A 26,452-nucleotide genomic window follows, 5' to 3' on the forward strand; every position below is an offset into this window, starting at 1 on the left:
AGACTTCTTTTGGGGAGGCGGCCTTGGGTGTGATGGATCGATTGGTTTTGACGGACACGGCGTGGGAGCGGATGGCTCCGCTGATCATTGGCCGGCCTGACCAGAAGGGCTCGACCGGCCGCGACAACCGGATGTTTGTGGAGGGCGTGCTGTGGATCGTGCGCACGGGTTCCCCCTGGCGCGATCTTCCGGAAGCGTTTGGGGAGTGGAACAGTGTGTTTCGGCGCTTCAGTCGATGGAGCGCCAAGGGGTCTGGCATCGGGTTTTCGAGGCGATGTCTGACGATTCTGACTTCGAATATCTGATCGTCGACTCCACGATCGTCCGGGCGCATCAGCACGCTGCCGGGGCGAAAAAGGGGGCCTGAAGATCAGGCGATCGGGCGTTCGCGCGGCGGCCTGAGCACCAAGATACATCTGGCCGTTCGCGGCTTGGGATGTCCTGACGGTTCACGCTGACCGCCGGTCAGAAGGGCGACGCCCCGCAAGCCGTGGCGTTGATCGAGGGACTGCCCGCAGAGGTCGTCATGGCCGATACCGCCTATGACGCCAATTATTTGCGCCAAGCCATCGCCGCGAAGGGCGCGCTTGCCGTCATCCCAAACAACCCGTCACGTGCGCTCAAATATCCGCTCGACAAGCATCTTTATACTCAGCGCCATCTCGTCGAATGCTGCTTCTCAAAACTCAAGCAGTTCCGCCGCGTTGCAACCCGCTTCGAAAAAACCGCCCGAAACTATCGAGCGGTCGTAACCCTCGCCGCAATCGTCCTATGGCTCAGATAACTGTCCACACAGCCTAGTCGTCGAGCTCATATTTAACTCCTCCATCTGAGCGTCGAGGTCTCCCCGAAGCTGTTGCATCATGCGTCCTGCGCCGGCGGACAACAGTGACTTTGTCGCCAATATGGGGGCAAAGCCGCCATCGCCCGAGCGGCGATCCGTCGATTTTGCATCGCAGGACTGCTGATGGAGCAGCGTCGGCGCCCTCGCGCTTCGAGACGCCTGCTGCGCGGGCTCCGGGCTTCTGCGCCTGCGCCGAACAGTTTGGGCCGCATTCTGAAGGAGCGGGCGAAGCTCGCGTCTCGAAGGACGAGGTTGCCTCAGAGGTGGGGACCGAGGCCCGGCCGAAAGGCCGGACCTCTTTTCTATTTTGCCGATCAGATCGGCTGGGGCGCCACGCCGCCGTCCACGTCGGGCTCCGGAGAATGCCCCGTGGTCGGCACGGCGGAGCCGCGCGGGGGTTGCGGGGCGGAGGAGCTCGTGTCCTCGCGCACCGGGCGCTTGCCCTGCAGAAGGCCCTTCATCTCCTCGCCGGTCAGCGTCTCGAACTCCAGCAGGCCATTGGCCAGCGTGTCGAGCTGCGCCCGCTTCTCGGTCAGGATCTGCCTAGCCTTGTCATAGGCCTCCTGAACCAGACGCCGAACCTCCGCGTCGATCGTCTGCTGCGTCGCCTCCGAAAGCGTCTGCTGCCGGCCCAGCGAATAGCCCAGGAACTGCTCCTGCTGCGGCTCGGCGTAGGCCACCGTCCCCAGCTTGTCCGAGAAGCCAAGCTGCGTGATCATCGCCCGCGCCACCCGCGTGCATTGCTGGATGTCCGACGCCGCGCCCGAGGTCACCTTGTCGTGGCCGAAGATCAACTCCTCCGCCACCCGGCCGCCCATGGCGATGGCCAGCATCGCCGTGAGCTGCTCATAGGTCTGCGAGACCTGGTCGCGCTCCGGCAGCCCCTGCACCATGCCCAGCGCCCGGCCGCGCGGGATGATCGTCGCCTTGTGGATCGGCATCGCCCCCGGAACCGTGAGCTGCACCAGCGCGTGGCCGCCCTCGTGATAGGCCGTGAGCTTCTTCTCCTCCTCCGTCATGGAGAGGGTGCGACGCTCCGCGCCCATCATGATCTTGTCGCGCGCGTCCTCGAACTCCTGGTTCGTGACGATCCGCTTCGAGCGCCGCGCCGCCAGGAGCGCCGCCTCGTTGACGAGGTTCATCAGATCGGCGCCCGAAAAGCCCGGCGTGCCGCGCGCCACCACCTTGAGGTCCACATCCGGCGCCAGAGGCACCTTGCGGGCGTGAACCTTGAGGATCTTCTCGCGGCCGATGAAGTCCGGGTTCGGCACGGTGATCTGCCGGTCGAAGCGGCCCGGACGCATCAGCGCCGGGTCGAGCACGTCCGGACGGTTGGTCGCGGCGATGAGGATGATGCCCTCATTCGCCTCGAAACCGTCCATCTCGACGAGCAGCTGGTTCAAGGTCTGCTCGCGCTCGTCATTGCCGCCGCCAAGGCCGGCGCCGCGATGGCGGCCGACCGCGTCGATCTCGTCGACGAAGATGATGCAGGGCGCGTTCTTCTTGGCCTGCTCGAACATGTCGCGCACGCGCGAGGCGCCGACGCCGACGAACATTTCGACGAAGTCGGAGCCCGAGATCGAGAAGAAGGGCACGCCCGCTTCGCCGGCGATGGCGCGGGCCAGCAGCGTCTTGCCGGTGCCCGGCGGGCCAACGAGCAGCACGCCGCGCGGAATGCGGCCGCCGAGACGCTGGAACTTGCCCGGATCGCGCAGAAACTCGACGATCTCCTGCAAATCCTCCTTCGCCTCGTCGACGCCGGCGACGTCCTCAAACGTCACCTTGCCCGCCATCTCCGTCAAAAGCTTCGCCTTCGACTTGCCAAAGCCCATCGCGCGGCCGCCGGCGCCGCCCTGCATCTGGCGCGCCATGTAGATCCACACGCCGATGAAGAGCAGCAGCGGCAGGCCGTTCACCAGAAGGGTCGAGAGCCAGCCCGGATTGTCGCCCGCGGGCTTGGCGCTGATCTGGACCTTCTTCGTCTCCAGCTTCTGGACCAGCGTCGGATCGTTCGGCGCATAGGTCGTGAAGGTGCGGTTGTCGTTGAAGTGTCCCGAGATTTCATTGCCGGCGATCGTTACGTCGTGCACCCGGCCTTCGTCGATCTGCACGAGCAGCTCACTGAAGGTAATTTCACGCGCGGGCGTGCGGGACTGCTGATGCTGGAACATGGCCAACAGGATTCCCGCGACGGCGACGAAGACGACCCAAGGCAAATATTTCTTCCAATTCGCCTTCATTTCCACCTCCTCAGGGCGTGAGCTCGCAGAAATTCTGGGCAGAATTCTGGGAAGGTCATCGCTCGAATTACATCATTGGGCGGAGGACGGATGCCCTCGCCTTTTCCCAAGATGAGGTTGTGGTCATCCTAGGTCAGGATGGCGAAATAGCCAAATCGAGTCCATAATTCGCCAAAAAAGACAAATGGTGGGAGGCATGATCAAGATCGTCATCGCCGGATCGGACGGGTGTTTGGGGTCCGCGTTCCTCGGCCTTTCCGATCTCTTCGCGCTCGCCCGCAAGGCGGTCATGGCCGCCATTCCGCCCTCGGAATTCAGCGGCGCGCCGGATTTCCGCGCGGTCACGGCGAGCGCAAGCGGCCTGCCCGTCCGCGCCGGCGCCGGCGCGAATTTGGCGGTCGAGGCCTCTTTCGACGAAATCGCCGCCTGCGACGCCGTCATCGTCCCGAGCTTCTCGCCGGGCCCCGACGGCAAGACGCCCGACATGTCGCCGCTTGCGGCCGCCGCCGCCTGGCTGCGTCGCCATCATTCGCGTGGCGCGCTCATCGGCGGATGCGGTTCCGGCGTTTTCCTGCTCGGCGAAGCGGGTCTGCTGGAGGGCCGACGCTGCACCACGAGCTGGTGGCACCATGAAGACCTTAAGAAACGCTATCCTCGCGCGGACACGGCCTGGGGCGCGCGGCTCATTGACGACCGCCGCGTCGTCACCGCCGCCGGTCCCCTGTCGTGGATCGATGTCGGCCTGCATGTCATTCGCACGCTTTGCGGCCAGGAAGCGGGACGTATCGCCGCCGATTTTACGCTGGGCGAAACGGCGCCGGCCAAAGGCGGCGCGCGCGGCGCGGCATATCTGCCGAACGTCGTCAGCGGCGGCGTGGACGCTTTCCTCGCGGACGCCGAGAGAATCGTGCGGCAGTCGGACGCCGCCTTCAACGCGCGGGATCTCGCCAAGGCGCTCTCCACCTCCGAGCGCACGCTGCACCGCAAATTGAAGCAGGCCTGCGGCGAGTCGCCCAAGACCTTCATCGACCGCATCCGCGTCGAAACGGCGCGCACGCTGCTCGAGACCAGCGCAAAGCCCGTCAAGGAGCTGGCGGCGAGCGCGGGCTTCATCGACGAGGCGAGCTTCCGCCGCGCTTTCCGCCGCTATGCGGGCATGGCGCCCTCCGCCTATCGCGTCTGGGCGAAGGCCAAGAGTCAGGACAAGGCGCAGATGTTCTCCATCCGCAAGGAATCGGAGATCATCCCGGAGATCCTCACGACGGTTCTCGACAGTTGCGTCAACGGCGTGACGCTCGCCGATCCCGATATTGAAGACGCGCCGATCGTCTACGCCAACAAACGGTTCGAGATCATGACCGGCTATGAGCCGCAGGAGATTCTCGGCCGCAATTGCCGCTTCCTTCAGGGCGCCGACCGCGACCAGGAAGGACTGCGCCGGCTGCGCGACGCGATCACGAATCGTCAGCCCATCGAGGTCACGTTGCGAAACTACCGGAAAGACGGCGGGCTCTTCTACAACAAGCTCAACATCACGCCGCTCTTCGACGCGCGCGGCAAGCTCATTTACTTTCTCGGCGTCCAGTTTGACGTCACCGATCAAGTTCTGGCGGAGACGGAAATAGGCGACCTGAAGGCAAAGCTTCAGGCGATCGCCTGATCGCCGTCAATTCGCGCGGCGCACCGCCCGAAGATCGTCATTGCGATGCGGCGGCGCGGTTCGATAAACGGTTTTTATTGGTTTTATGTCTCTCGTATCCTTGGACGCCGCCGGCGCCGCTCCCCATTTCCGCGTGCGGCGCAATAACTTTTCCAGCTTGCGCCTTTTCCAAACAGGGTGCGTTATTTCGTCGCGCCGTCGGTCAAGAACTCACAAACGGGCCCCGCCGGCAACGCCAAAGGCAGAGGAAGCGCCATGAACTCGTTCACCGCCATCGTCTCGATTCTCGCCGCCGCCGCCGCCGTCACCTTCGCGATCACCGCCTATGTGAACTGAGTCGCCGGACGGACTTTTTCCGGCGCGCGTCCCAGTGAAGACGCGCGCCATTTCGTTGGGGGCCTTCGTTTCAACGCCGGGCCGATCGCCCGCGGGCCTTTCCCCGGCTGGCGACGGCCGGCTTCTGCGAATTGGCCGCGACCGTCCGGGACGAGCGGCGCCGCCGCAAGGGCGCGCTCTCGACGGATTGCGCCAGCGCCTCGATGTCGCTCACGAGCTGGCGCAGCCAGTCCCGGCCTTTCTCCATTCGCTGGCGCGGCGGCGCGTCATCCATGCGCCGACAGCAATAATCGCACGCGTCGGGAATGTGCCTCCGCCGATAGGCGTCCTCGATCCTGGGATCGAGCAATCTGAAATTTTCATAGGTCAAAACGCGGATCATACTGCGCCTCTGGTCATGATTGATCTGAAAGGTTTTGATCGGGCGAGCTCAGGCGTGTCGGGCGCGCATCGACTCGACGATGGCGGGCTCGAGCGACATTCCGGCGTAGCCGGCGAGAAGGCGGACGCGCGCGTCCCATTCGGAGCCCACCTCGTAGAGGACGGCGTAAGTTTCGACGCCGCCGATCATCTGGGGAGGCCCGAGCGGCTCGCCGGCGCAGGCGCATCGCGTCAGCATGCGATGCATGGCGCGATCATAGACGGTGACGATATGAGTGAGCGACGCCGCCTTGCCGATCTCGTTGAGCGCCATTCCCAATTCCGCCGTGGCCCGGCTGATCGTCGGCGCGTCGATCCGGCTGTCGCCGGTCATGCGGACCGTGAACCGGCTCGACTCCCAGATCAGCGGACTTTGGATGCGGGCGCCGTCCGGCAGCAATTGCGGAAACGTGTCATTGAGCATATTGAAGCCGGTTGTCGGCAGCAATCTCAGGCCGCCAATGACCCGCTCCGTTTCGTCCAGAACCAGAACATAGAGCGGATCCAGCGCGTCATAGCCGTCTATTTCCCAGCGGTTGATGACCGTCACCTGCCATTTGAGGCGCTCGTGGAACACGTTGCGCCGCAGCCTGTGCATTTCGTCAATGAGCCGGGGATAGCGCGCGCGCCACTCGCCCGGAATGATCCTGATCATCGCTCAAACCCCTCATCCGTTGGCGTGATGAGTAGAATTTGATGCAAACACAGAGGGTTATCACCTCCCGAAAATGGGGGGTCAGTTGCGCTTCCTGGGGATCAGATGGCTCGGCTCATAGGACAGATTGATCAGGCCGAGCGCCAGCGCCTTGGCGACAGTATGCGTTGTGTTGGCGGTATTTAGGCGCGCGCGCGCCGATTCGAGATGGAAGCGGACCGTGTGGGAGCTGATGCCGAGAATGCGTCCGATTTCCTCGTCGGTCTTCCCCAGCGCCTTCCACCGCAAACAGCTTGCCTCCCGCAACGGAATGTGAACCGTCGCCTCCTCCATGACGCCGCAGGACCGCAGGGCCGCCGCGTGGAAATTGAAAGCGACGACCATCAGGTCGCGCAAGAGCTCGCGCTTCATGGAGCGCCAATCGGCCGGCGATTCATTCGAGGTGATCGTGAAGAGCGCGAACTCGCCGAGTCGCCCGCGTATCGGGATCGACAGCCCGTTCGCGCCGACGTCGAGTTCCTGCGCTTCCCCGAAGAATTTCCGGATAATGGGGTCGCCGCGATCGATTTCGGCCCAATCGATCGGAAGGATGCCTCCGAGCCCCGAGCGCACGATGGGATCGAGATCGACATAGCCGCTTTGAGCGTAATGCTTCTGCCATTCCGCGGAATAGGTCACCGAGAGGAGCGGCCGCGCGGCGCCGGGAGTCGGCATGTTGAGCGCCGCATAGGCGACGTTGTGAAGGCCCCAGGACCTCATGAAGTCGTCGATGATATTGGATGCGGACTCGATTCGGTTTGCGGCCGCAAGGCGGTCGATCAAATCAAAAAAGTCGTCCGGATGCACGAAACCCGCCGCGGTTCTGAAACTCTTACGGTCAAGGTAAAGCGAAAGGCGGCTCCGGACAACCTGTCGCGCATGAATCAATTCCTCAAAGAAGCAAAGGAGCCGGACTTACGGAGTTCCGTTTGACTCGATCGCATCGCGATGCGACGAGACGAATCCGAAAGCTTTCTCAGGCGGCTCTGGATTGCTTCGCCTTCGGCTCGCAATGACGCGCAGGGAATTGTATCGGACGCTGACGAAGCCGTGTTGACGCCCCGCGCGGGCTCTTCGGCATGAGCGCTTTTGCGCCAAACGCTTAGGCCTCATCCTGAGGAGCGAGCGAAGCTCGCGTCTCGAAGGACGAGGCCGCCTCGAAGGTTTGCCGACGAACTGAAGGAGGCCCGGCCATTTGGCCGGGGGCGAAAGCAAAAAAGCCCGGCCTTCCGGCCGGGCTTTCCGTCGAGACGTAAAGTCCCGATCAGTATTTGGCGACGACCGGGGCCGGAGCGCCCCAGTTGAAGTGATAGTTCACGCCGGCGCGGACGATGTGGCCGTCGAAGCGGGTGGTCGTCTGGGTGGCGGCGGCGCCCCAAACCTGGGGCGGAGCGAGCGTGTTGTTGATCTGGGCGACGACGCCGTTGGTCGTGACGGTGCCCAGATCGTAATACAGATACTCGACCTTCGCCGACCAGTTCGGCCAGAACATCCACTCGACGCCGCCGCCGGCCGTCCAGCCGACGCGCGTGTCGGAGAAGTTCGCGCCGCCGAAGACGGTCGGATAAACCGCCGCGCCGAGCGACTCCTGAGCCGTGAAGGCCGTGTTGACGTTCACGCCGCCATAGGCGAGACCGCCCGTGCCGTAGATGAGCAGGGTCGGCAGGGCGAGCCAGCCGAGACGGCCGCGCACCGTGCCGAGATAGTCGATGTTGCGGCGAGCCGACGAAACCGCGGCGTAGCTCTCAGCCGGGAAGCCCCACGGGCCGAGCGACACGACGCCAGCGCCCGTCGACGTGTTGTTCGAGCCGGCAATGCCCTGGATGTCGGCTTCCAGACCCACAACGAAGCTGTTGTAGAACTGATAGTTGTAGCCGATCTGGCCGCCGCCGATGAAGCCGCTGTTGTTGCCGCCCGACAGGTTGCTCGTCGCCGCGAAGGCGAGCGAATTGGCGACCGCGCCGGCGCCGGCCGGGAACAGCGGATTGACGAAGATCGGCGCGCCGAACGTGGTGATGTTGCTGCTGTTGCCGAACGTGCCGCCGGCGTTCAGACCGACATAGAAGCCCGTCCACAGCGGCGGAGGCGGAGGCGGCGGGGGAAGGATCGGCGGGCCCTTGCGGGAGGGAAGGTCCGCCGCGAGGGCGGAGCCGGCGGTCAGCGCCAAAGCGGCAAAGGAAAGAGCAATCTTTTTCATAACGGCCTCATTTCAGCTCAAGGACGCGACGCCTGCCGCGCTCACAGAACCCGGGGGCACAATCTTGCAAACGCTCGCGCCTTGGTCCTTACGCCTCTTTTGCGGGTCAGCGTCCGGACAGTCAAAGCAAATTGGCGACGGACCCCTCTCACGGCGTCGCTTTCTCCGGCACTGTGGCGCCAAAGACACAAAAAGCCCGTCCTTCCGGCCGGGCTTTCCGTCGAGACGTAAAGTCCCGATCAGTATTTGGCGACGACCGGGGCCGGAGCGCCCCAGTTGAAGTGATAGTTCACGCCGGCGCGGACGATGTGGCCGTCGAAGCGGGTGGTCGTCTGGGTGGCGGCGGCGCCCCAAACCTGGGGCGGAGCGAGCGTGTTGTTGATCTGGGCGACGACGCCGTTGGTCGTGACGGTGCCCAGATCGTAATACAGATACTCGACCTTCGCCGACCAGTTCGGCCAGAACATCCACTCGACGCCGCCGCCGGCCGTCCAGCCGACGCGCGTGTCGGAGAAGTTCGCGCCGCCGAAGACGGTCGGATAAACCGCCGCGCCGAGCGACTCCTGAGCCGTGAAGGCCGTGTTGACGTTCACGCCGCCATAGGCGAGACCGCCCGTGCCGTAGATGAGCAGGGTCGGCAGGGCGAGCCAGCCGAGACGGCCGCGCACCGTGCCGAGATAGTCGATGTTGCGGCGAGCCGACGAAACCGCGGCGTAGCTCTCAGCCGGGAAGCCCCACGGGCCGAGCGACACGACGCCAGCGCCCGTCGACGTGTTGTTCGAGCCGGCAATGCCCTGGATGTCGGCTTCCAGACCCACAACGAAGCTGTTGTAGAACTGATAGTTGTAGCCGATCTGGCCGCCGCCGATGAAGCCGCTGTTGTTGCCGCCCGACAGGTTGCTCGTCGCCGCGAAGGCGAGCGAATTGGCGACCGCGCCGGCGCCGGCCGGGAACAGCGGATTGACGAAGATCGGCGCGCCGAACGTGGTGATGTTGCTGCTGTTGCCGAACGTGCCGCCGGCGTTCAGACCGACATAGAAGCCCGTCCACAGCGGCGGAGGCGGAGGCGGCGGGGGAAGGATCGGCGGGCCCTTGCGGGAGGGAAGGTCCGCCGCGAGGGCGGAGCCGGCGGTCAGCGCCAAAGCGGCGACCGAAAGAGCGATTTTTTTCATTCCAGCCTCTATTTAACGAATATTGTCGGAAACGCGCCCAAGCGCACGCGTCCAACGCTGTTGCCAGGCTCGGCCGGAGAAACGAATCTTCCTCCCTGAGCCATGCCCTAATCCATCAGCTACCCCGCCGCACAGTCAACGAAATCACGCCGCGCGGGCGCGCTCGGCCGACGGTTTGGCCCGCGCTGTTGCCGAGAAGACACGCCGCAATCTCGGGGAGGGTCAAAAAATGTGCATCCGCGCGCGCTTGGAAAAACGCGGCCTTCCAAATAGGCGCCCCGCAAGCGGCCCATTTTCCGTTTGCCGGGGATCTCTCGCTCGACCAAAGCGCGCGCCTCGCCTATCTGTCGGGGAAGCGACTTCGCTTGCCAAGACACGGTCGCTTTGGCATATGTCGCTCACCGTGCGGCCGAAGCGGCTGCGCGATCGGAGACGTGGCCGAGAGGCTGAAGGCGACGGTTTGCTAAATCGTTATAGGGGAAACCCTATCGTGGGTTCGAATCCCACCGTCTCCGCCAGCCCCCGCGGCCGGCGCGGAGGACTGGCCATGGACGATCTGGGCAACAACAACTTCCTTATCAACGCGTTGATCGGCTTCGCCCTGGCGCTGCTCGTGTCCTTCGCCTATATCTGGTTCGGCGGCTGATCACCCGATCGCCAGATAGGCGCTGAAGACCGCGACGCTCAGCGCGACCCCGGACAAGAGGAACAGCGTCGCGTGGGTCTTCTGCGGCCCGTGCGCCTCTTCGTCGCAGAGAAGCCGCTCGGTCTGCAAGAAACGAATCGTGGCGACGGCGATGAGGACCACGCCGGCGCCGACGAGGGCCATGCCGCCATAGCGCCCGGTCGGGCTCGCGAGCCGGCGAAGGCCGGGAAGCGCCAAATTCGCGCCCGCCTCCGCCGTCATGGCCAGCAGGAAAAGATTGAAGCGCTCGATCACAAAGCCGAGCGCGATCACGGCGACGCCCGTGCGAATCCAGGCCAGAAACGTGCGCTCGTTGGCGGCGACATTGGCGTAGTCCCTGATCACGGGCGGTCCTCCTCCGGCTGTGCATTTAGGCCGCGCGTCATTGCCGCCACGCCGGCGAATGCCTATAACATGGGAGGCGCGGCGAAGCCGCAGCGCCAGAGGCCACGACAACATCTCCGCGAGACGAAATGCCCTGGAGCGATCAAGGCGGCCCGCGCAATCAGAATAATAATCCATGGGGACAGCCGGGCGGGCCCTGGGGTCAAGGCCCGAGCGGCGGCGCGCAGCCTCCGGACCTCGAAGAGCTCCTGCGCCGCAGCCAGGAAGGGCTGAGACAGTTCCTTCCATCGGGCTTCGGCGGCGGCGGATTGGCGATCCTCGTCCTTCTCACCCTGCTCGCCTGGCTCTTCTCCGGCTTCTACACGGTGGGTCCGAACGAGATCGGCCTCAATCTGATCTTCGGCAAATATCGCGGAAAGACCCAGGCGGGCCTCAATTACAATCTCCCCGCCCCGGTCGGCTCGATCATCAAGCTCGCCGTCACGGACCGCAACGTCACCGATGTCGGCTTCCGGGAGGAGACGCCCGCCGAGGGCGGACGCCGGCGCAGCAGCCAGGCGGTGCGTCTTGGGCCCGAGGCGCCCGAGGAAAGCCTGATGCTGACCGGCGACGAGAATATCGCCGACGTGAAGTTCCGCGTGGTCTGGCAGATCGATCCGTCGAAGCCCGAGGACTACGCCTTCAATGTCGCCAATCCGCAGACGACGGTGAAGGCCGTGGCCGAAAGCGCGATGCGCGAAATCGTCGGCCAGTCGCAGATTCAGAAGATCCTCACCGCCGACCGCAAGGTGATCGAGCCCGCCTGTCAGGCGCTGATGCAAAAGGTGCTCGACGAATACAAGAGCGGGGTGCTCGTGCTGCAGGTGCTTCTGCTTTCCGTCGATCCGCCGCAGCAGGTCATCGCCGCCTTCCGCGACGTGACCGCCGCCCAGCAGGACGCGCAGCGCATGCGCAACGAGGCGGACGCCTACGCCAATCGCGTGGTGCCGGAAGCGCGCGGCGCCGCGGCTCGAATCGAGCAGGAGGCGGAGGCCTATCGCGAGCAGACCGTCGCCGAGGCGCGCGGCCAGGCGGCGCGTTTCGAGAAGATCTACGGGCAATACCGGAACGCGCCCGACCTCACCCGCCAGCGCCTCTATATCGAGACGATGGAGCGCGTGCTGGGCGGCGCCGAGAAAGTGATTCTCGACGATCCCGCCAAAGGCGGCGCCTCTGTCACGCCCTTCGTGCCCCTGCCCTCCTTCGCGCCCTTTCACGGAGGACAGAAGTGAGAAACGGCCTTCTCTTCGTTCTCGCCATCGTCGCGGCGATCGCCGCCGCCGCGGCGAGCGGCGCGCTCTTCACCGTCGAGCAGACGGAACAGGCCCTCGTGCTGCGCTTCGGCGAGCCGGTGGCGGGGCGCGGGCTCATCACCGAGCCGGGCCTGCATTTCAAGATTCCGTTGATCGAGAACGTCGTCGCCTTCGACAACCGCATTCTCGACGTCGAAAGCCCCAATCTCGAAGTGCTCGCCGCCGACAATCAGCGCCTGGAGGTCGACAGCTTCATCCGCTATCGCATCGTCGACGCGTTGAAGTTCTATCAGTCGGTGAACAGCGTGCAGGGCGCCAACAACCAGCTCGGCTCCGTGCTGAATTCCGCCGTCCGCCGCGTGCTGTCGGAAGCCAATCAGCAGCAGATCGTGCGCGACGAGCGCTCGGGCCTGATGGCGAAGATCAAGAAGCAGGCCGATACGGAGGCTCGCCGCTTCGGCGTCGCTGTGGTGGATGCGCGCATCCGCCGCGTCGACTTGCCCCAGCAGATCTCGGAGAAGGTCTATGGCCGCATGCAGACGGAGCGTCAGCGCGAGGCGGCCGAATATCGCGCCCAGGGCTCCGAGCAGGCGCAGAAGATCACCGCCAAGGCCGACCGCGACGTCGTCGTGCTGAAGGCCGAGGCGCAGCAGACGGCCGATCAGATCAAGGGCGAGGGCGACGCCGAGCGCAACCGCATTTTTGCCGAAGCTTTCGGGAAGGATCCGGACTTCTTCGCCTTCTATCGCTCGATGCAGGCGTATGAGACCGCCTTCAAGCCGGGCGAGACGCGCTTCCTCGTCAGTCCGCGTTCCGAGTTCTTCCGTTTTTTCTCGGCGCCCGAAGGCGTCGCGGCGCGGAGCGCGGCGGAAGCTCAGCCCGCGCCGGCGCAAAAAAGATAGAAGCCGCCTCGGCGGCGAGGCGGCCGGAGCCGTCTTTGTCCGCACGTAATCGCAATGAAATCAAAATACTGGCGCAGGTTCTGCTTTTCTGCGAAATTGCTCCAGACTTCTTGTCCCTGCAGGAGACAAAACGCATGACACCCGCATTTCGTCGCGCCGCTCTGGCGCTCGCGACGGCTTCCTCCCTATGGCTCGCCGGCCCCGCCTCGGCCAAGGGTCCCGATTCGCTCGCCGACCTCTCGACGCAAGTGTCCGATGCGGTCGTGAATATTTCCGCGACCCAGACCGTGGAGACGAAGCGTGGCAAGAGCGGCGGCGAAATGCCGGGCATGCCCCCCGGCATGGGGCCCGGCGCGCCCTTTGACGACCTGTTCGAGGAATTCTTCAAGCGCCGCCAGGGCCAGGGCATGCCGGACATGCCGCGCCAGCGCAAATCCTCGTCGCTCGGCTCGGGCTTCGTGATCGATTCGGCCGGCGTCGTCATCACCAATAACCACGTCATCGCCGATGCGACCGAAGTGACGGTGATCTTCAATGACGGGCAGAAGCTCAAGGCCGAGATCATCGGCAAGGACCAGAAGGTCGACGTCGCGGTGCTGAAGGTGAAGCCGGAGAAGCCGCTGAAGGCGGTGAAGTTCGGCGACAGCGACAAGGCGCGCGTCGGCGACTGGGTGCTCGCGGTCGGCAATCCCTTCGGCCTGGGCGGCTCGGTGACGGCGGGCATCGTCTCGGCGCGCAATCGCAACATCGACAGCGGGCCCTACGACAATTACATCCAGACCGACGCCTCCATCAACAAGGGCAATTCCGGCGGCCCGCTGTTCAACATGGACGGCGAAGTCATCGGCATCAACACGGCGATACTCTCGCCTTCGGGCGGCTCCGTCGGCATCGGCTTCGCGACGCCCGCGAACACCGTGCTGCCGGTGATCGATCAGCTCCAGCAATATGGCGAGACGCGCCGCGGCTGGCTCGGCGTGCGCATCCAGAACGTCGACGACGCCATCGCCGAAACGCTCAGCCTCGGTTCAGTGCGCGGCGCCCTCGTCGCGGGCGTGGACGACAAGGGTCCGTCCAAGCCCGCCGGGCTCAAGGCCGGCGACGTCATCGTCAAATTCGACGGCAAGCCGATCAAGGAATCGCGCGACCTGCCCAAGCTCGTCGCCGCGACGCCCGTCGGCAAGGACGTCGATCTCGTGATCATGCGGGGCGGCAAGGAAGAAACGAAGAAGGTCAAGCTCGGCCGCCTCGAGGATGGAGAGAAGGTCGCTTCGAAAGAGTCGGGCGACAAGGATAAGCCGGAGTCGACCGGCCCCGCCTCGCAGAGCGCGCTCGGTCTCGAACTCTCGCGCCTCACCGACGAGTTGCGCGCGCGATTCCAGATCAAGGACACGGTGAAGAGCGGCGTGCTGATCACTTCGGTCGACCCGTCCTCCAACGCCGCCGAGAAGCGTCTGCAACCCGGCGAAATCCTGCTCGAGGTCAATCAGGAGCCGGTGAGCGACCCGGCCGACGCCGTGAAGAAGATCAAGGCGCTGAAGGATTCGGGCAAAAAGACCGCGTTGCTGATCGTCGCGAACGGCGCCGGCGACGCGCATTTCGTGGCGCTGCCGGTGGATTGACCGGCGCGTCATTGCTGTGAGCGAAGCAATCTAGAGCCTCGTCGCGGCTTCTGGATTGCTTCGTCGCTTCGCTCCTCGCAATGACGGCGGAAGTTGCTTCAACCGCCCTTGCGGGCCGAAGGGCTAAACAATCCGGAGCGTCGCCGCAATCGCGGACCGCCGCCGGCGCCCGTTCTCGCAATGGCCCCGAAACCAGCAACGTCATTGCGAGCGGAGCGAAGCAATCCAGAGCCATATCTCGGCTCTGAGTTGCTTCGCGACGCTCCTCGCGATGACGGGCGCTGCGCGGCTGGCTCGGAAATTTTGATCGGCGGATATTGCGGTCTTAACTAAAAATAATATCGCCGTCCTGCTCGGGGATTTTCCGGTCCGAGAGCAGGACGGATGGAAGAAGATCAGCAAAATTTGCCCTCTTACGTCAGAAACGGGACACGAAGGTCGTGCTGACGATCCTGTCGCCGAACGCGTTGGTCTTGACGGTCTTGATCGCCCGGTTGCCGAACGGATCGGTCTTCACGATCTTCATCGCGGCGATCCGATTGCCGAAGGCGTCGGTCCGGATGACGCGCATCTTGGTGACGCGGTTGCCGAAGTCGTCGACCCGCGTGACGCGCTGCGCGAGGACGCTGTCGGCGTAAGCGGCGGGAATGGCCGCGGCGCTCAGCGCGAGAGCCGACAGCATAACATAAACGGTCTTCCTATACATGGCTTTGCTCCATAGTTGCGCCCGAACAACTTGTTCAGGTGAAAAATAACTTAACGCATGCGGGCGCGGCCGCCGTGTCCTGGCGCACATGCCGGCGCCTGCCCGCGGCCCGCCGCAAACGGCGCGGGCCGCCGCTCTGGCGTCCGCCGCCCGCCCCTATTAGGCTGGCGGCCGCATGTCTTTTCTTCGCATCCTTTACGGCGCCTATCTCAAGTTCAACCGCGACGACGGCTGGGCCATCGCCAGCCATATCGCGCTGTCGATCCTCACCTCGCTCTTCCCCTTTCTCATCTTCCTCACCGCGCTCGCGGGCTTCTTCGGCCTGGAGAAGGAAGCGGACACGGCGACGAAGCTCATCTTCGAAAACTGGCCGCCGAGCGTGGCGAAGCCGATCGCGGCCGAAATCAAGAACGTCCTGACCCAGCAGCGCGGCGGGCTGCTGACCATCGGCGCCGTGCTCGCCATTTATTTCTCGTCCAGCGGCGTCGAGTCGCTGCGCATCGCGCTCAACCGCGCCTATGACATTCGCGACGAACGGCCCTGGTGGCTGCTGCGGCTGGAGTCGATCCTCTATGTCTTCCTCGGCGCGGCCTCGCTTCTCGCCATCGCCTTTCTCATGGTGCTGGCGCCGCTCGCCGTCGCGCTCGCGGAAAGGCATTTGCCGGGATTGATGCGAGAGATCGAGCCCCAGCTCGCGCCCCTTTACGGCCCCGTGCGTTACGGGGTCACCTCCGCGGTCGTTGGCGTCGCCGTGCTCGCCGCGCATATATTGTTGCCGGCCGGACGGCCCCCTTTGCTCAGCCTCGCACCGGGCTTCGTCCTGACGCTCGTCGCCTCGCTCGCCTTCGGCGCCGGCTTCGGCGCCTATCTCGCCGAGTTCGCCGGCAGCTACGCCTCGACCTATGCGGGCCTCGCCTCGATCATGATCGCCATCGTCTTCCTGCAGACGCTGGCGGTGATCTTCATTTACGGCGCGGAGCTGAACCAGGCGATCGTCGAGCCGCGCGCCAATAAGCCGGACGCCGTGCCCGGCGCGCCGCCGGGCCAGGGTTAAGCGCCCCTTAACCGAGCTTTTTTACCCTGCCCGGAGTCGGCGCGCCCTCTGGCGGCGCCGCGCCACGCGGGCGTTTCCTCACATGCGCAGCCATCGATTTGGTCACTATTCCGAACAGGTCCGCGAATTCTCGGCCCGCCGCTTCGCGGAAGGCGTCGGCGCGGCGATGGTCGCGAGCGCGGGCGCGACGACGCTGGCGCTGGTGAGCTGGTCCGCGCAGGATCCCTCCCTCAACCACGCCACCGGCGGGCATGTCCGCAATCTGCTGGGCCACCCCGGCGCGGTCGTCGCCGATCTTCTGATGCAGCTCGTCGGATTCGGCGCCATCGCGGCGATCGCGCCGCTCGCCGTGCAGGGCATGCGCATGATCAAGCGCCGCCGCGTCGAGCGCGCGACGCTGCGGCTGGGCCTCTGGGTCGCCGGCGTTTTCGCCACTGCCGCAACGGCCTCGCTGCTGCCCCCGACCGACCGCTGGCCCCTGCCCACGGGCCTTGGCGGCGTCGCGGGCGACGCCATTCTCGCCGTGCCGCGCGCCATATTCGCGGGCTCGGGCGTGGTCATGGCGATCTTCGGCCTCGCCGCCGCCTTCGTCGCGATCCTCTCGGTCAGCGGGGCGGCCGGTCTCGGATTCGAATCGGCCGACGATATTCGCGAGGCGGCCTTCCAGGACGACGAGGAGGAGGCGCGCGCGCCCTATGGCGACGACGACGACGACCGCGCGGGCGAACCCGGCTTCGCGCTGATCTCGCTGGGCGCGCTGATCCATCTGGGGCTCACGCTGAAATGCTGGGCCCTGCGCCTTGTCGAGAAGGCGACGAGCCGGACCGCGGAGCCCGTCATTCAGGAGCCCGCTCGAGCGCATCCGCGCCGGGAGCCGATCTTCGACGGGACGGACAGCTATATGACTTACGCGCCCCGCCGCGCGCGTCATCTCGACGAGGACATCGAGGCGGAGCAACCCGCCGCCGCGCCCCCGGCGCGGTCGCCCGCCGCCGCCAGCGCGCCCGCGCCGGCCCCCGCGCGCCGCGTCACCCGCCAGCCCATGCGCCAGCCGGCGCCTGTCTCGCCGGAAATGTATGAATTCCCCGATCTCGAATTGCTCGCCGAGCCCAGAAAGCCCGCCGGCGGCGTGAAGATTTCGGAGGACATTCTCGAATCCAACGCCCGCGTGCTCGAAGGCGTGCTGGAAGACTTCTCCGTGCGCGGCGAGATCATCAATGTCCGTCCCGGCCCCGTCGTCACGCTTTACGAGCTGGAGCCCGCGCCGGGCATCAAATCCTCGCGCGTCATCGGCCTCGCCGACGATATCGCCCGCTCCATGTCGGCCGTCTCGGCCCGCGTCGCCGTGGTGCCGGGCCGCAACGCCATCGGCATCGAACTGCCGAACCAGCGCCGCGAGACGGTCTATCTGCGCGAGCTGGTCGCGAGCGAGGATTTCATCCACTCGAACCACAAGCTCGCCATCGCGCTCGGCAAGACGATCGGCGGCGAGCCGGTGATCGTCGATCTCGCCCGCATGCCGCATCTCCTCGTCGCCGGCACCACGGGCTCCGGCAAATCGGTCGCGATCAACACCATGATCCTGTCGCTGCTCTACCGGCTCAAGCCGGAGGAATGCCGCCTGATCATGGTGGACCCGAAGATGCTGGAGCTTTCGGTCTACGACAACATTCCCCACCTCCTCACGCCCGTCGTCACCGACCCCAAAAAGGCGGTTGTCGCGCTCAAATGGGCCGTGCGCGAGATGGAGGACCGCTACAAGAAGATGTCGAAGGTCGGCGTGCGCAACATCGACGGCTACAACGCCCGCGTCGCCGAGGCGCAGAAGCGCGGCGAGACCATCACCCGCACGGTGCAGACGGGCTTCGACCGCGAGACGGGCGAGGCGATCTTCGAGCATGAGGAGATGGACCTCTCCGCCCTGCCCTATATCGTCGTCATCGTCGACGAGATGGCGGACCTCATGCTCGTCGCCGGCAAGGACATTGAAGGCGCGATCCAGCGCCTCGCGCAGATGGCCCGCGCCGCCGGCATCCATCTCATCATGGCGACGCAGCGTCCCTCGGTCGACGTCATCACCGGCACGATCAAGGCGAATTTCCCGACCCGCATCTCCTTCCAGGTGACGTCGAAGATCGACAGCCGCACCATTCTCGGCGAGCAAGGCGCGGAGCAGCTCCTCGGCCAGGGCGACATGCTCTACATGGCCGGCGGCGGCCGCATCTCGCGCGTGCACGGGCCTTTCGTGTCGGACGCGGAGGTCGAGCATGTCGTGGCGCATCTCAAAGCGCAGGGCGCGCCGCAATATCTCGACAACATCACGTCGGAAGACAATGAAGGCGGCGAAGAAGGCGAGGCGCCGGCGCCCGGCTCGATGGATGCGGAGGAAGGCGGCGACCTCTATGACCGCGCCGTCGCCATCGTGCTGCGCGACAAGAAATGCTCGACGAGCTACATCCAGCGCCGCCTGTCGGTCGGCTACAACAAGGCGGCCTCGCTCGTGGAGCGCATGGAGAAGGAAGGCGTTGTCGGCGCGCCGAACCATGCGGGCAAACGCGAGATTCTGGTCGGCGGCGGGATTGATCGCGGGGCGTTCGACATTGAGGCGGCGGAGTAATCCGCCGTTTCAACCGAGGCGGCCTCGTCCTTCGAGACGCGAGCTTCGCTCGCTCCTCAGGATGAGGCCTAAGCGTTTGGCGCAGACGAAGAAGCCGCCTCATGTCGGGAGCCTGCGAAGCAGGCGTCTCGAAGCGCGAGGGGCGCCGACACGGCCCGCCCGCAAATCGAAGGGGAAGTCGTCGCCGACCGTCCGATCCCCGCCCCCAATTCGCCAACTTGTGTTACGAAGACGACGCTCAAGCCCTTCGAATCGGATCAGCGCCGTGAAACAGACGCCCCTCGCCGCCCTCGCCCTTGCATTCGCGCTCGTCGCGCCGGCCGTCGCCGAGGAGGCCAAGAAGGAGCCCGCCCCCGCCGCGGAAGCCGCACCGGCTCCCGCCGAAGCCAAGCCCACCAAGGGCAAGAAGGGCGCGAAGCCGGTTCCCGCCGCCGCCAAGAACGCCGATCCCGTCCAGCTCGCCAACCCCGCCGCGCCGGCCGAGCAGCCGAAGCCGCTCAACCGCGACGAGGCCCTGAAGCGCGCCAACGCCTTTTTCAACGCCTCGCCGGTGATGACCGCCGATTTCGTGCAGATCGGCGCCGACGGCAAGCGTTCGGAAGGCAAGCTGCATGTGCAGCGCGCCGGCCGCGTGCGCTTCGAATACGCCCAGCCGGCGACCATGGAGGTCGTCGCGGACGGCGCGCAGGTCGCCATTCGCGACCGCAAGCTCGGCACGCAGGACCTTTATTTCATCAATCAGACGCCGCTCAAATTCCTGATGAAGGAAAAGATCGACCTCGAGAAGGACGTGACCGTGCAGGACGTCCAGATCGAGGATTCTGGCGTGACGATCTTCATCGAGGACAAGGCGACCTTCGGCGGCACCTCGCATCTGCGCCTGATCTTCGATCCGAAGACCTTCAAGCTGAAGCAATGGCAGGTGAAGGACCCGCAGGGCTACGAGACGCTGATCACGCTCTTCAACATCGACCAGACGAAGACGCCCGACCCGGCGCTGTTCAAGATCAGCAAATAAGCGCGCCGCTCGCTCACTCGCCTTTGAAGACAGGCGCGCGCTTTTCGAGAAAGGCCGCAACGCCTTCCTTGTAGTCCGCGCTCTCATAGGCTCTGCGGCGCATCTCCTGCACGCGCTCGAAGACTTGCGCGGCGATGGGCTGGTAGTCGCTCAGTATGTGAAGCTGCTCCTTGATCGCCGCCATGGCGAGGGGCGCCTTCGCCGCCATCTTCTGCGCAAGCGCCATCGTATGCGTTTCGAGCTCCGCCGCCGGCACGAGATGGTTGATGACGCCCCATTCGAGCGCCGTGTCGGCCTCGGCCGGCGCGGCGGTGAAGAAAAGCTCCTTGATGACGTTCACGCGCAGCCTGCCCATAAAATGCAAAAGGCCGGTCGTGTTGTAGGGAAGGCCGAGATTGACGGGCGTGATGGCGAAGGTCGCGGTCTCGTCGGCGACCACCAGGTCGCAACTGAGAACCAGATCGAAGGCCCCGCCCCAGACGGAGCCATGCACCATCGCGACCACGGGCCCCGGAAAGGCGCGGACCGCTCTGAGCGTTTCCTCCAGCGGATCGGCGTAGCTCAAGGGGTCGCGGCCGGCTTTCGGCAATTCGCCGATATCGTGGCCGGCGGACCAGACCTTCGCGTCCCGCGCGGCGCGCAGAACGACGACGCGGATCTTCTGCGCGGCGAAGCGCGCGAACGCGTCCGTGAGCTCGCGCATCATCCGGCGGCTGAGCGCGTTGCGCTTTGCGGGATTTTGCAGGGTAATGACGCCGATATTTCCGTCGACGGAGACGGAGATCAGGCAGGGGGCTTCCGTCATGTCGATCTCACCCATCGCGGCGCTCCGAATAGCTTGCAGGCGCGCGAAGGATAACCGCCTTGAAGCGCCGCCAAGAGAAGGTCGCGGCGTAGCGTTAATGCGGCCTCAATCGCCGTCGCTATCCCGGCCTCGCAGCCCCATGGTCACGGCCGATGATGGTGCAAGCGACAAGCCTGGGAACCGCGCGGCATGAGAATTGATGGCCGGGGAACGATCTGGACGGCTTTAGGCGGAGCGTGGCGTCTTGAAAGCGGACTACATCCCGGAACTCAGCGAAATCCGCATGGTGCGCCGCGCGCCCGAGCGGCCCTTCCTCCTGACCGAGGACGACGCGCGCTACATCGAGACTTGTCTCCGCGGGGTTGAGACCGCTTTCGGCGTCGAGGCCTTTTCGGGCGCGCCATTGGCGGCCATTCCCGGAAGGACCCTGATCGGCAAATTCATCGGTTGGTGGCGGTCGCTCGAACCGGCGGACGAACGCCAGCGCGAGGCTCATGCGCGCCTGCCCGGAGCGATCCGCCTGCTCGACACCGTCTCGACCCTGATGGAAGAGCTGGCGGAAAGCAGGAACTCCCGCTCATCCTGAGCGCGCCGGCGCGCGACCGCCTACCCGCCGCCAACGTTCAGGCGGCCGCCTTCTTGGGAGTCAGCAGCTTGCGGTTCATCAGCACTTCCGCGATCTGCACGGCGTTGAGCGCGGCGCCCTTGCGGAGATTGTCGCTGACGCACCAGAGCGCGAGGCCGTTGTCGACGGTCGGGTCCTCGCGGATGCGGGAAATATAGGTCGCGTCTTCCCCCGCCGCCTCATGAGGCGTGATGTAGCCGCCCGGCTCGCGCTTGTCGATGACGAGCACGCCCGGCGCCTCGCGCAGGATGTCGCGCGCTTCGTCGGCGGTGATCGGATGCTCGAACTCGATATTCACCGCCTCCGAATGCGAGATGAAGACCGGCACGCGCACGCAGGTGGCGACGAGCTTGATCTTGGGATCGAGGATCTTCTTCGTCTCCGCGACCATCTTCCACTCTTCCTTCGTGAAGCCGTCCTCCATGAAGACGTCGATCTGCGGAATGAGGTTGAAGGCGATGCGCTTGGGAAACTTCTTCGCCTCCACCGGATCGGACACGAAGACGGAACGCGTCTGGGCGAAAAGCTCGTCCATCGCGTCCTTGCCGGCGCCGGAAACCGACTGATAGGTCGAAACGACGACGCGCTTGATCCTCGCCTTGTCGTGCAGCGGCTTCAGCGCCACGACGAGCTGCGCGGTGGAGCAGTTCGGATTGGCGATGATGTTCTTTTTCCTGAAGCCCGCGACCGCGTCGGCGTTCACCTCCGGCACGATCAGCGGCACGTCAGCGTCGTAGCGCCAGGCGGAGCTGTTATCGATGACGACGCAGCCCTGCGCGCCGATCCGGGGCGACCATTCCTTCGAGACCGACCCGCCGGCGGACATCAGGCAAATATCCGTATCCGAGAAATCATAGGTGTCGAGATGGCGGCACTTGAGCGTCCTGTCGCCGAAGGAGACCTCCACGCCGATCGAGCGCGACGAGGCGAGCGGCGCGACTTCCGACACGGGGAAGCGGCGCTCGGCCAGAATGTCCAGCATCTCGCGGCCCACATTGCCCGTGGCGCCGACGATCGCGACCTTATACGCCATGATTTTCTCCAGCCGGCGCCGCCGGCGTCTCGACGATCGCCTTGCGGCCGGGCGGAATCGCCCAATCGCAACTGCGATCGTTTCCCAGTTTGGAGCGCGTCCTACAAAACCGCGCCCTGATTTTTCGCCGCGCGCTCTGGCAGTTGTCACTCCAGCCCGTCATTGCGAGCGAAGCGAAGCAATGACGAAGACGTGAGCAATCGAGTGACGGAAACCTCTAGAAGGCGAAGCCCGTTCCCATGTTCCCGGAAGGGGTCATGGTGACCGGCGGTTTCGACGCGGAGCCGCTGTTATCTTCCTTTTCCTTCGGCTTGGGCGGGGCCTTGCCCGGCGACCAGCCCTCAAGCTCGCCAAACTGGCGGTTGGGGCCGTTGGACGGCGCCGAGGGCTTGCCGGGCGCGCCCTGTTGCTGAGCGTTGTTGGCCTCCGCGCCCTTCTTGCCCTTGCCGCGCTTGAGCTGGACCGACGGCGCGCCGCCGGTGTCGAGCGCCTTGGGATCGAGCTGCAGCTCCTGGGCGACGGCGCCGCCCACGAAGGCAAGAGCCGCGACGAGGAGAGGACCATGAAAACGACGCGCGCGAAAACGCATGGCTTTGTCTCCGAGAAAGCGAAAGCGCCCTCCTACCGCCGCGCGGCGGCAGGATCAAGGCGCCCGGCGTTCGAGCGAGCGACAATCCTTGACGGCGGGCGCCCCCAACTTCCGCGGGGTCACGCTCCAGGAGACCGTCATCGCCGGGCCCGTCCCAGCCATGACGGCTTTGGCGACTTTCGAAACGTGTGCATCCCGTGGCCGTAAAGCGTCCAGGCCTTCCGCTCAGCCCTCCTGCCGGGCGATCGCCAAGTTTTTCAGCTCCGCGATCGCCTTGGCGGGCGAAAGGTTCTTGGGGCAGACCTTGGAGCAGTTCATGATCGTGTGGCAGCGATAGAGGCGGAAGACGTCGTCGACATAGCCGAGGCGCTCCTCGATCGCCTCGTCGCGCGAATCCTGCACCCAGCGGTGCGCCTGCAAAAGCGCGGCAGGGCCCAGGAAGCGATCCGCGTTCCACCAATAGCTCGGGCAGGCGGTCGAGCAGCAGGCGCAGAGGATGCACTCGTAAAGGCCGTCGAGCTTGGCGCGGTCCTGCGGCGATTGCAGGCGCTCCTTCTCCGGGTTTGCGCCCGCGTGCAGCCAAGGCTCGATCGCGGCGTGCTGCTCGTAGAAAATGGTGAGGTCGGGCACGAGGTCCTTCACCACGCCCATATGCGGCAGCGGGTAGAGCTTGATCGGCCCCTCGATCTCGTCCATGCCCTTGGTGCAGGCGAGCGTGTTCACGCCGTCAATATTCATCGAGCAGGAGCCGCAAATGCCCTCGCGGCAGGAGCGGCGGAAAGTCAAAGTCGGATCGACCTTGTTCTTGATCCAGATGATCGCGTCGAGCACCATCGGCCCGCAATCGTCGGTATCGACGAAGAAAGTGTCGATGCGCGGATTGGCGTCGCTGTCGGGATTGTAGCGATAGATCTTGTACTCGCGCAGATTCGACGCGCCTTCCGGCTTCGGCCAGACCTTGCCCTCGGCGACGACGGAGTTCTTGGGAAGGGTGAATTCGACCATTTGCTTAGCCCTCGATCTCGTCACGCCGTTCTCGCGGGTTGCAATCCGCAAGAAGGACGATGCGGCTTTTGTGACCGTTAACGACAGCCTTTTCCAGGAACTTGCGATCGTCGGTCACCAAAGTTGCGTCGTTCATAATCGCGCAGGCGAGATAGACGCAATCGGGAAAGGGGTGGCCAAGATCGAGGGCGATGTCGAAAGCGGCTCGCAAGGTTCTATCGGAAGAAATAATCCGGGAGAAGCAGCGCGGAAGGTCGTCCAACGCATCGAGCGCCTGCTCGCGCGTCGCCGTTCCTTCCGCGACTTTTCGGCGGAGCGCATTGGCGACTTCAGTGAAGATGATGTCCGGCGCGGCCAGAAGATCATCGGCATAGGCCAAAATCTCTCGCGCTTCCGGATGCAGCGCTTCGCCGACATACCATTTGACGGCGACGCTGGCGTCGATAATCACCACCGGTCACGGGCCTCTCGGATGATCGCCGTGCTGTCGGTTTGCTCCACGCCTTTCGGCGTCATAGCGGCAATACGGTCGATTGCCGCGAGGCGTGAAGCGCGATCGAAAACCGCTCTCTCCAGAATCGCCGCCGCCTCCTCCTCCACGGTTCGATGATGGGTTGCCGCGAGTTCCTCTATTCGAGCGATCGCCTGCGGGCTGATGGTTCGGATGATGATCGCATTCATGCCGCCCTCCTGGTTTGGGCTATCCGGAAGCAACATGCGAACCGGCTGTCACTCTTGCCCGTCAGGCGCATTCAGTACACTCGCGCCTTCGGCTCGATATAAGCCACCTCGTTCGTCATCGTATAGCTGTGCACCGGGCGGTAATCGATCGCGACCGTCTTCTTGTCGCGGTCGATCGACGCCAGCGTGTGCTTGAGCCAGTTTTTATCGTCGCGGTCGGGGTAGTCCTCGCGGGCGTGGGCGCCGCGCGATTCCTTGCGATTCAGGGCGGATTCGATCGTCACCGCCGCCTGCACGATGAGATTGTCGAACTCCAGCGTCTCGACGAGATCGGAGTTCCAGATCAGCGAGCGGTCGGACACCTTCACATCCGCCGCCTCCCGCCAAACCTCGTGCACGCCCGCGACGCCCTCGGCGAGCACTTCGCCCGTGCGATAGACCGCGCAATGCGACTGCATCGTCCGCTGCATCTTGTCGCGAAGCGACGCGGTCGAGATCGAGCCGTTGGCGTTGCGCGCGAAGTCGAGACGCGACAGCGGCAGTTCCGCCGAATCGGCCGGCAGCTCCGGCTGCGACTGGCCGGGCTTCACCACCTCGGCGGCGCGCAGGCCGGCGGCGCGGCCGAATACCACGAGGTCGATGAGCGAATTGGAGCCGAGGCGGTTGGCGCCGTGCACCGAGACGCAGGCCGCTTCGCCGATCGCCATCAGGCCCGGCACCACCGAGTCCGGATCGCCGTCAACCTTGCGCAGCGCTTCGCCGTGATAATTCGTCGGGATGCCGCCCATATTGTAATGCGCGGTCGGAATGATCGGGATCGGCTGGCGGGTGACGTCCACGCCCGCGAAAATCTTGGCGCTTTCCGAAATGCCCGGCAGGCGCTCATGCAGGATCGCCGGGTCGAGATGCTCCAGATGCAGAAAAGCGTGGTCCTTCCGCTTGCCGACGCCCCGGCCCTCACGCACTTCCATTGTGATGGCGCGCGAAACCATGTCGCGCGGCGCAAGATCCTTCACCGAAGGCGCGTAGCGCTCCATGAAGCGCTCGCCCTCGCTATTCGTCAGATAGCCGCCCTCGCCGCGCGCGCCCTCGGTGATGAGGCAGCCCGCGCCATAAATGCCGGTCGGATGAAATTGCACGAATTCCATATCCTGCAGCGGCAGGCCGGCGCGCAGCGCCATGCCGCCGCCGTCGCCCGTGCAGGTATGCGCCGAGGTCGCCGAGAGATAGATACGGCCATAGCCGCCCGTCGCGAGCACGGTGAGCGCCGAACGGAAGCGGTGAACCGTGCCGTCGTCGAGCTTGAGGGCCACAATGCCGCGGCAGGCGCCCTCGCCGTCCATGATGAGGTCGATCACGAAATATTCGACGAAGAATTTCGTCTCATGCTTCAGCGCCTGACCGTACATCGTATGCAGCATGGCGTGGCCGGTGCGGTCGGCGGCGGCGCAGGTGCGTTGCGCGGGCGGGCCCTTGCCGAAATCCGTCGTCATGCCGCCGAAGGGGCGCTGATAGATCTTGCCCTCCGCCGTGCGCGAAAAGGGCACGCCCCAATGTTCGAGCTCATAGACGGCCTGCGGCGCGTTACGGCACAGATATTCGATCGCGTCCTGGTCTCCGAGCCAGTCGGAGCCCTTGACGGTGTCGTACATATGCCATTTCCAGTCGTCCGGCCCCATATTGCCGAGCGCGGCGGCGACGCCGCCCTGCGCCGCGACCGTATGCGAACGGGTCGGGAAAACCTTGGTGACGCAGGCGACGTTCAATCCCGCCTTGGCGCAGCCGACGACGGCGCGCAGGCCGGAGCCGCCGGCGCCTACGACCACCACGTCGAAAGTGTGATCGACGATCGGATAGGCCCGTCCGCCGATCGAAACGGATGAAGCAGCGCCATTCACAACCATTCTCGC

General features: G+C 65.0%; 24 protein-coding genes, 1 tRNA gene and 1 pseudogene. 11 read left to right on the plus strand and 15 right to left on the minus strand.

Features of this window, described 5'->3' with window-relative positions:
- The first annotated feature begins 23 nt into the window (after nt 1-23).
- Nucleotides 24-784, plus strand: a pseudogene (locus ACV7JP_RS17355) (IS5 family transposase).
- Nucleotides 785-1,158: 374 nt separating this feature from the next.
- Here the strand turns inward: ACV7JP_RS17355 and ftsH are convergent.
- The gene (gene ftsH / locus ACV7JP_RS17360; protein ID WP_457796899.1) at nt 1,159-3,084 is read right to left on the minus strand and encodes an ATP-dependent zinc metalloprotease FtsH; all 1,926 of its coding nucleotides are present in this window, start codon (nt 3,082-3,084) and stop codon (nt 1,159-1,161) included.
- 196 nt (nt 3,085-3,280) lie between these two features.
- Here ftsH and ACV7JP_RS17365 point away from each other — a divergent pair, with 196 nt between their 5' ends.
- Complete coding sequence (locus ACV7JP_RS17365; RefSeq protein WP_457796900.1) at nt 3,281-4,744, plus strand: helix-turn-helix domain-containing protein; 1,464 nt, start codon at nt 3,281-3,283, stop codon at nt 4,742-4,744.
- Nucleotides 4,745-4,921: 177 nt separating this feature from the next.
- On the plus strand, nt 4,922-5,080 hold the full coding sequence (locus ACV7JP_RS17370) for a hypothetical protein (RefSeq protein WP_457796901.1): 159 nt from the start codon (nt 4,922-4,924) through the stop codon (nt 5,078-5,080).
- Nucleotides 5,081-5,150: 70 nt separating this feature from the next.
- Here the strand turns inward: ACV7JP_RS17370 and ACV7JP_RS17375 are convergent, their stop codons facing one another.
- The 5 genes from ACV7JP_RS17375 to ACV7JP_RS17395 form a co-directional block, all read right to left on the minus strand.
- A complete protein-coding gene (locus ACV7JP_RS17375; RefSeq protein WP_457796902.1) occupies nt 5,151-5,462 on the minus strand; it encodes a hypothetical protein in 312 nt (103 codons plus the stop codon).
- Between the two features lie 48 nt (nt 5,463-5,510).
- A complete protein-coding gene (locus tag ACV7JP_RS17380) occupies nt 5,511-6,155 on the minus strand; it encodes an acyl-homoserine-lactone synthase (protein WP_457796903.1) in 645 nt (214 codons plus the stop codon).
- Nucleotides 6,156-6,236: 81 nt separating this feature from the next.
- Nucleotides 6,237-7,001 carry an autoinducer binding domain-containing protein gene (locus tag ACV7JP_RS17385; RefSeq protein WP_457796904.1) on the minus strand — a complete coding sequence of 255 codons (765 nt, stop codon included), beginning with the start codon at nt 6,999-7,001 and terminating at the stop codon, nt 6,237-6,239.
- Nucleotides 7,002-7,458: 457 nt separating this feature from the next.
- A complete protein-coding gene (locus ACV7JP_RS17390) occupies nt 7,459-8,391 on the minus strand; it encodes an outer membrane protein (protein WP_457796905.1) in 933 nt (310 codons plus the stop codon).
- Nucleotides 8,392-8,630: 239 nt separating this feature from the next.
- Complete coding sequence (locus ACV7JP_RS17395) at nt 8,631-9,563, minus strand: outer membrane protein (protein ID WP_457796906.1); 933 nt, start codon at nt 9,561-9,563, stop codon at nt 8,631-8,633.
- A gap of 428 nt (nt 9,564-9,991) precedes the next feature.
- On the opposite strand from ACV7JP_RS17395, the gene ACV7JP_RS17400 reads away from it, so the two are divergent.
- Nucleotides 9,992-10,081: transfer RNA gene (locus ACV7JP_RS17400), tRNA-Ser, on the plus strand.
- Nucleotides 10,082-10,209: 128 nt separating this feature from the next.
- On the opposite strand, the gene ACV7JP_RS17405 is transcribed toward ACV7JP_RS17400, so the two are convergent.
- Entirely contained in the window at nt 10,210-10,593 is a 384-nt protein-coding gene (locus ACV7JP_RS17405; RefSeq protein ID WP_457796907.1) for a YidH family protein, read from the minus strand.
- Nucleotides 10,594-10,721: 128 nt separating this feature from the next.
- Between ACV7JP_RS17405 and hflK the strand changes: the two genes are divergently transcribed.
- The 3 genes from hflK to ACV7JP_RS17420 all read left to right on the plus strand — a co-directional run bounded on the left by hflK (nt 10,722) and on the right by ACV7JP_RS17420 (nt 14,409).
- Nucleotides 10,722-11,864: an FtsH protease activity modulator HflK gene (gene hflK / locus ACV7JP_RS17410; RefSeq protein ID WP_457796908.1), complete on the plus strand. Its 1,143-nt coding sequence runs from the start codon at nt 10,722-10,724 to the stop codon at nt 11,862-11,864.
- Nucleotides 11,861-12,787, plus strand: coding sequence for a protease modulator HflC (hflC, locus tag ACV7JP_RS17415; RefSeq protein WP_457796909.1), 927 nt, complete (start codon nt 11,861-11,863; stop codon nt 12,785-12,787). Before hflK ends, hflC begins: the two co-directional genes overlap by 4 nt.
- A gap of 134 nt (nt 12,788-12,921) precedes the next feature.
- On the plus strand, nt 12,922-14,409 hold the full coding sequence (locus ACV7JP_RS17420; protein ID WP_457796910.1) for a DegQ family serine endoprotease: 1,488 nt from the start codon (nt 12,922-12,924) through the stop codon (nt 14,407-14,409).
- Between the two features lie 418 nt (nt 14,410-14,827).
- On the opposite strand, the gene ACV7JP_RS17425 is transcribed toward ACV7JP_RS17420, so the two are convergent.
- Nucleotides 14,828-15,115: a hypothetical protein gene (locus ACV7JP_RS17425; protein WP_457796911.1), complete on the minus strand. Its 288-nt coding sequence runs from the start codon at nt 15,113-15,115 to the stop codon at nt 14,828-14,830.
- A gap of 175 nt (nt 15,116-15,290) precedes the next feature.
- Between ACV7JP_RS17425 and ACV7JP_RS17430 the strand changes: the two genes are divergently transcribed.
- From ACV7JP_RS17430 to ACV7JP_RS17440, 3 genes are all read left to right on the plus strand, one after another.
- On the plus strand, nt 15,291-16,169 hold the full coding sequence (locus ACV7JP_RS17430; RefSeq protein WP_457796912.1) for a YihY/virulence factor BrkB family protein: 879 nt from the start codon (nt 15,291-15,293) through the stop codon (nt 16,167-16,169).
- A gap of 82 nt (nt 16,170-16,251) precedes the next feature.
- A complete protein-coding gene (locus ACV7JP_RS17435) occupies nt 16,252-18,786 on the plus strand; it encodes a DNA translocase FtsK (protein WP_457796913.1) in 2,535 nt (844 codons plus the stop codon).
- A 265-nt stretch (nt 18,787-19,051) separates the two neighbouring features.
- Nucleotides 19,052-19,804 (plus strand): outer-membrane lipoprotein carrier protein LolA, encoded by a 753-nt coding sequence (locus tag ACV7JP_RS17440; RefSeq protein WP_457796914.1) that lies wholly within the window; start codon nt 19,052-19,054, stop codon nt 19,802-19,804.
- Nucleotides 19,805-19,817: 13 nt separating this feature from the next.
- On the opposite strand, the gene scpB is transcribed toward ACV7JP_RS17440, so the two are convergent.
- A complete protein-coding gene (gene scpB, locus ACV7JP_RS17445) occupies nt 19,818-20,624 on the minus strand; it encodes a methylmalonyl-CoA decarboxylase (protein WP_457796915.1) in 807 nt (268 codons plus the stop codon).
- A 229-nt stretch (nt 20,625-20,853) separates the two neighbouring features.
- Here scpB and ACV7JP_RS17450 point away from each other — a divergent pair, with 229 nt between their 5' ends.
- Nucleotides 20,854-21,195 (plus strand): hypothetical protein, encoded by a 342-nt coding sequence (locus ACV7JP_RS17450; protein WP_457796916.1) that lies wholly within the window; start codon nt 20,854-20,856, stop codon nt 21,193-21,195.
- Between the two features lie 37 nt (nt 21,196-21,232).
- On the opposite strand, the gene ACV7JP_RS17455 is transcribed toward ACV7JP_RS17450, so the two are convergent.
- The 6 genes from ACV7JP_RS17455 to sdhA form a co-directional block, all read right to left on the minus strand.
- A complete protein-coding gene (locus ACV7JP_RS17455; protein WP_457796917.1) occupies nt 21,233-22,267 on the minus strand; it encodes an aspartate-semialdehyde dehydrogenase in 1,035 nt (344 codons plus the stop codon).
- A 217-nt stretch (nt 22,268-22,484) separates the two neighbouring features.
- Entirely contained in the window at nt 22,485-22,856 is a 372-nt protein-coding gene (locus ACV7JP_RS17460; RefSeq protein ID WP_457796918.1) for a hypothetical protein, read from the minus strand.
- A gap of 225 nt (nt 22,857-23,081) precedes the next feature.
- Entirely contained in the window at nt 23,082-23,861 is a 780-nt protein-coding gene (locus tag ACV7JP_RS17465) for a succinate dehydrogenase iron-sulfur subunit (protein WP_457796919.1), read from the minus strand.
- Nucleotides 23,862-23,865: 4 nt separating this feature from the next.
- On the minus strand, nt 23,866-24,315 hold the full coding sequence (locus ACV7JP_RS17470) for a type II toxin-antitoxin system VapC family toxin (protein WP_457796920.1): 450 nt from the start codon (nt 24,313-24,315) through the stop codon (nt 23,866-23,868).
- Complete coding sequence (locus ACV7JP_RS17475) at nt 24,309-24,542, minus strand: FitA-like ribbon-helix-helix domain-containing protein (protein WP_457796921.1); 234 nt, start codon at nt 24,540-24,542, stop codon at nt 24,309-24,311. Before ACV7JP_RS17475 ends, ACV7JP_RS17470 begins: the two co-directional genes overlap by 7 nt.
- 71 nt (nt 24,543-24,613) lie before the next feature.
- A complete protein-coding gene (gene sdhA / locus ACV7JP_RS17480; RefSeq protein WP_457796922.1) occupies nt 24,614-26,446 on the minus strand; it encodes a succinate dehydrogenase flavoprotein subunit in 1,833 nt (610 codons plus the stop codon).
- Nucleotides 26,447-26,452 lie beyond the last annotated feature (6 nt).

The organism is Methylocystis sp. S23 (assembly GCF_054106005.1).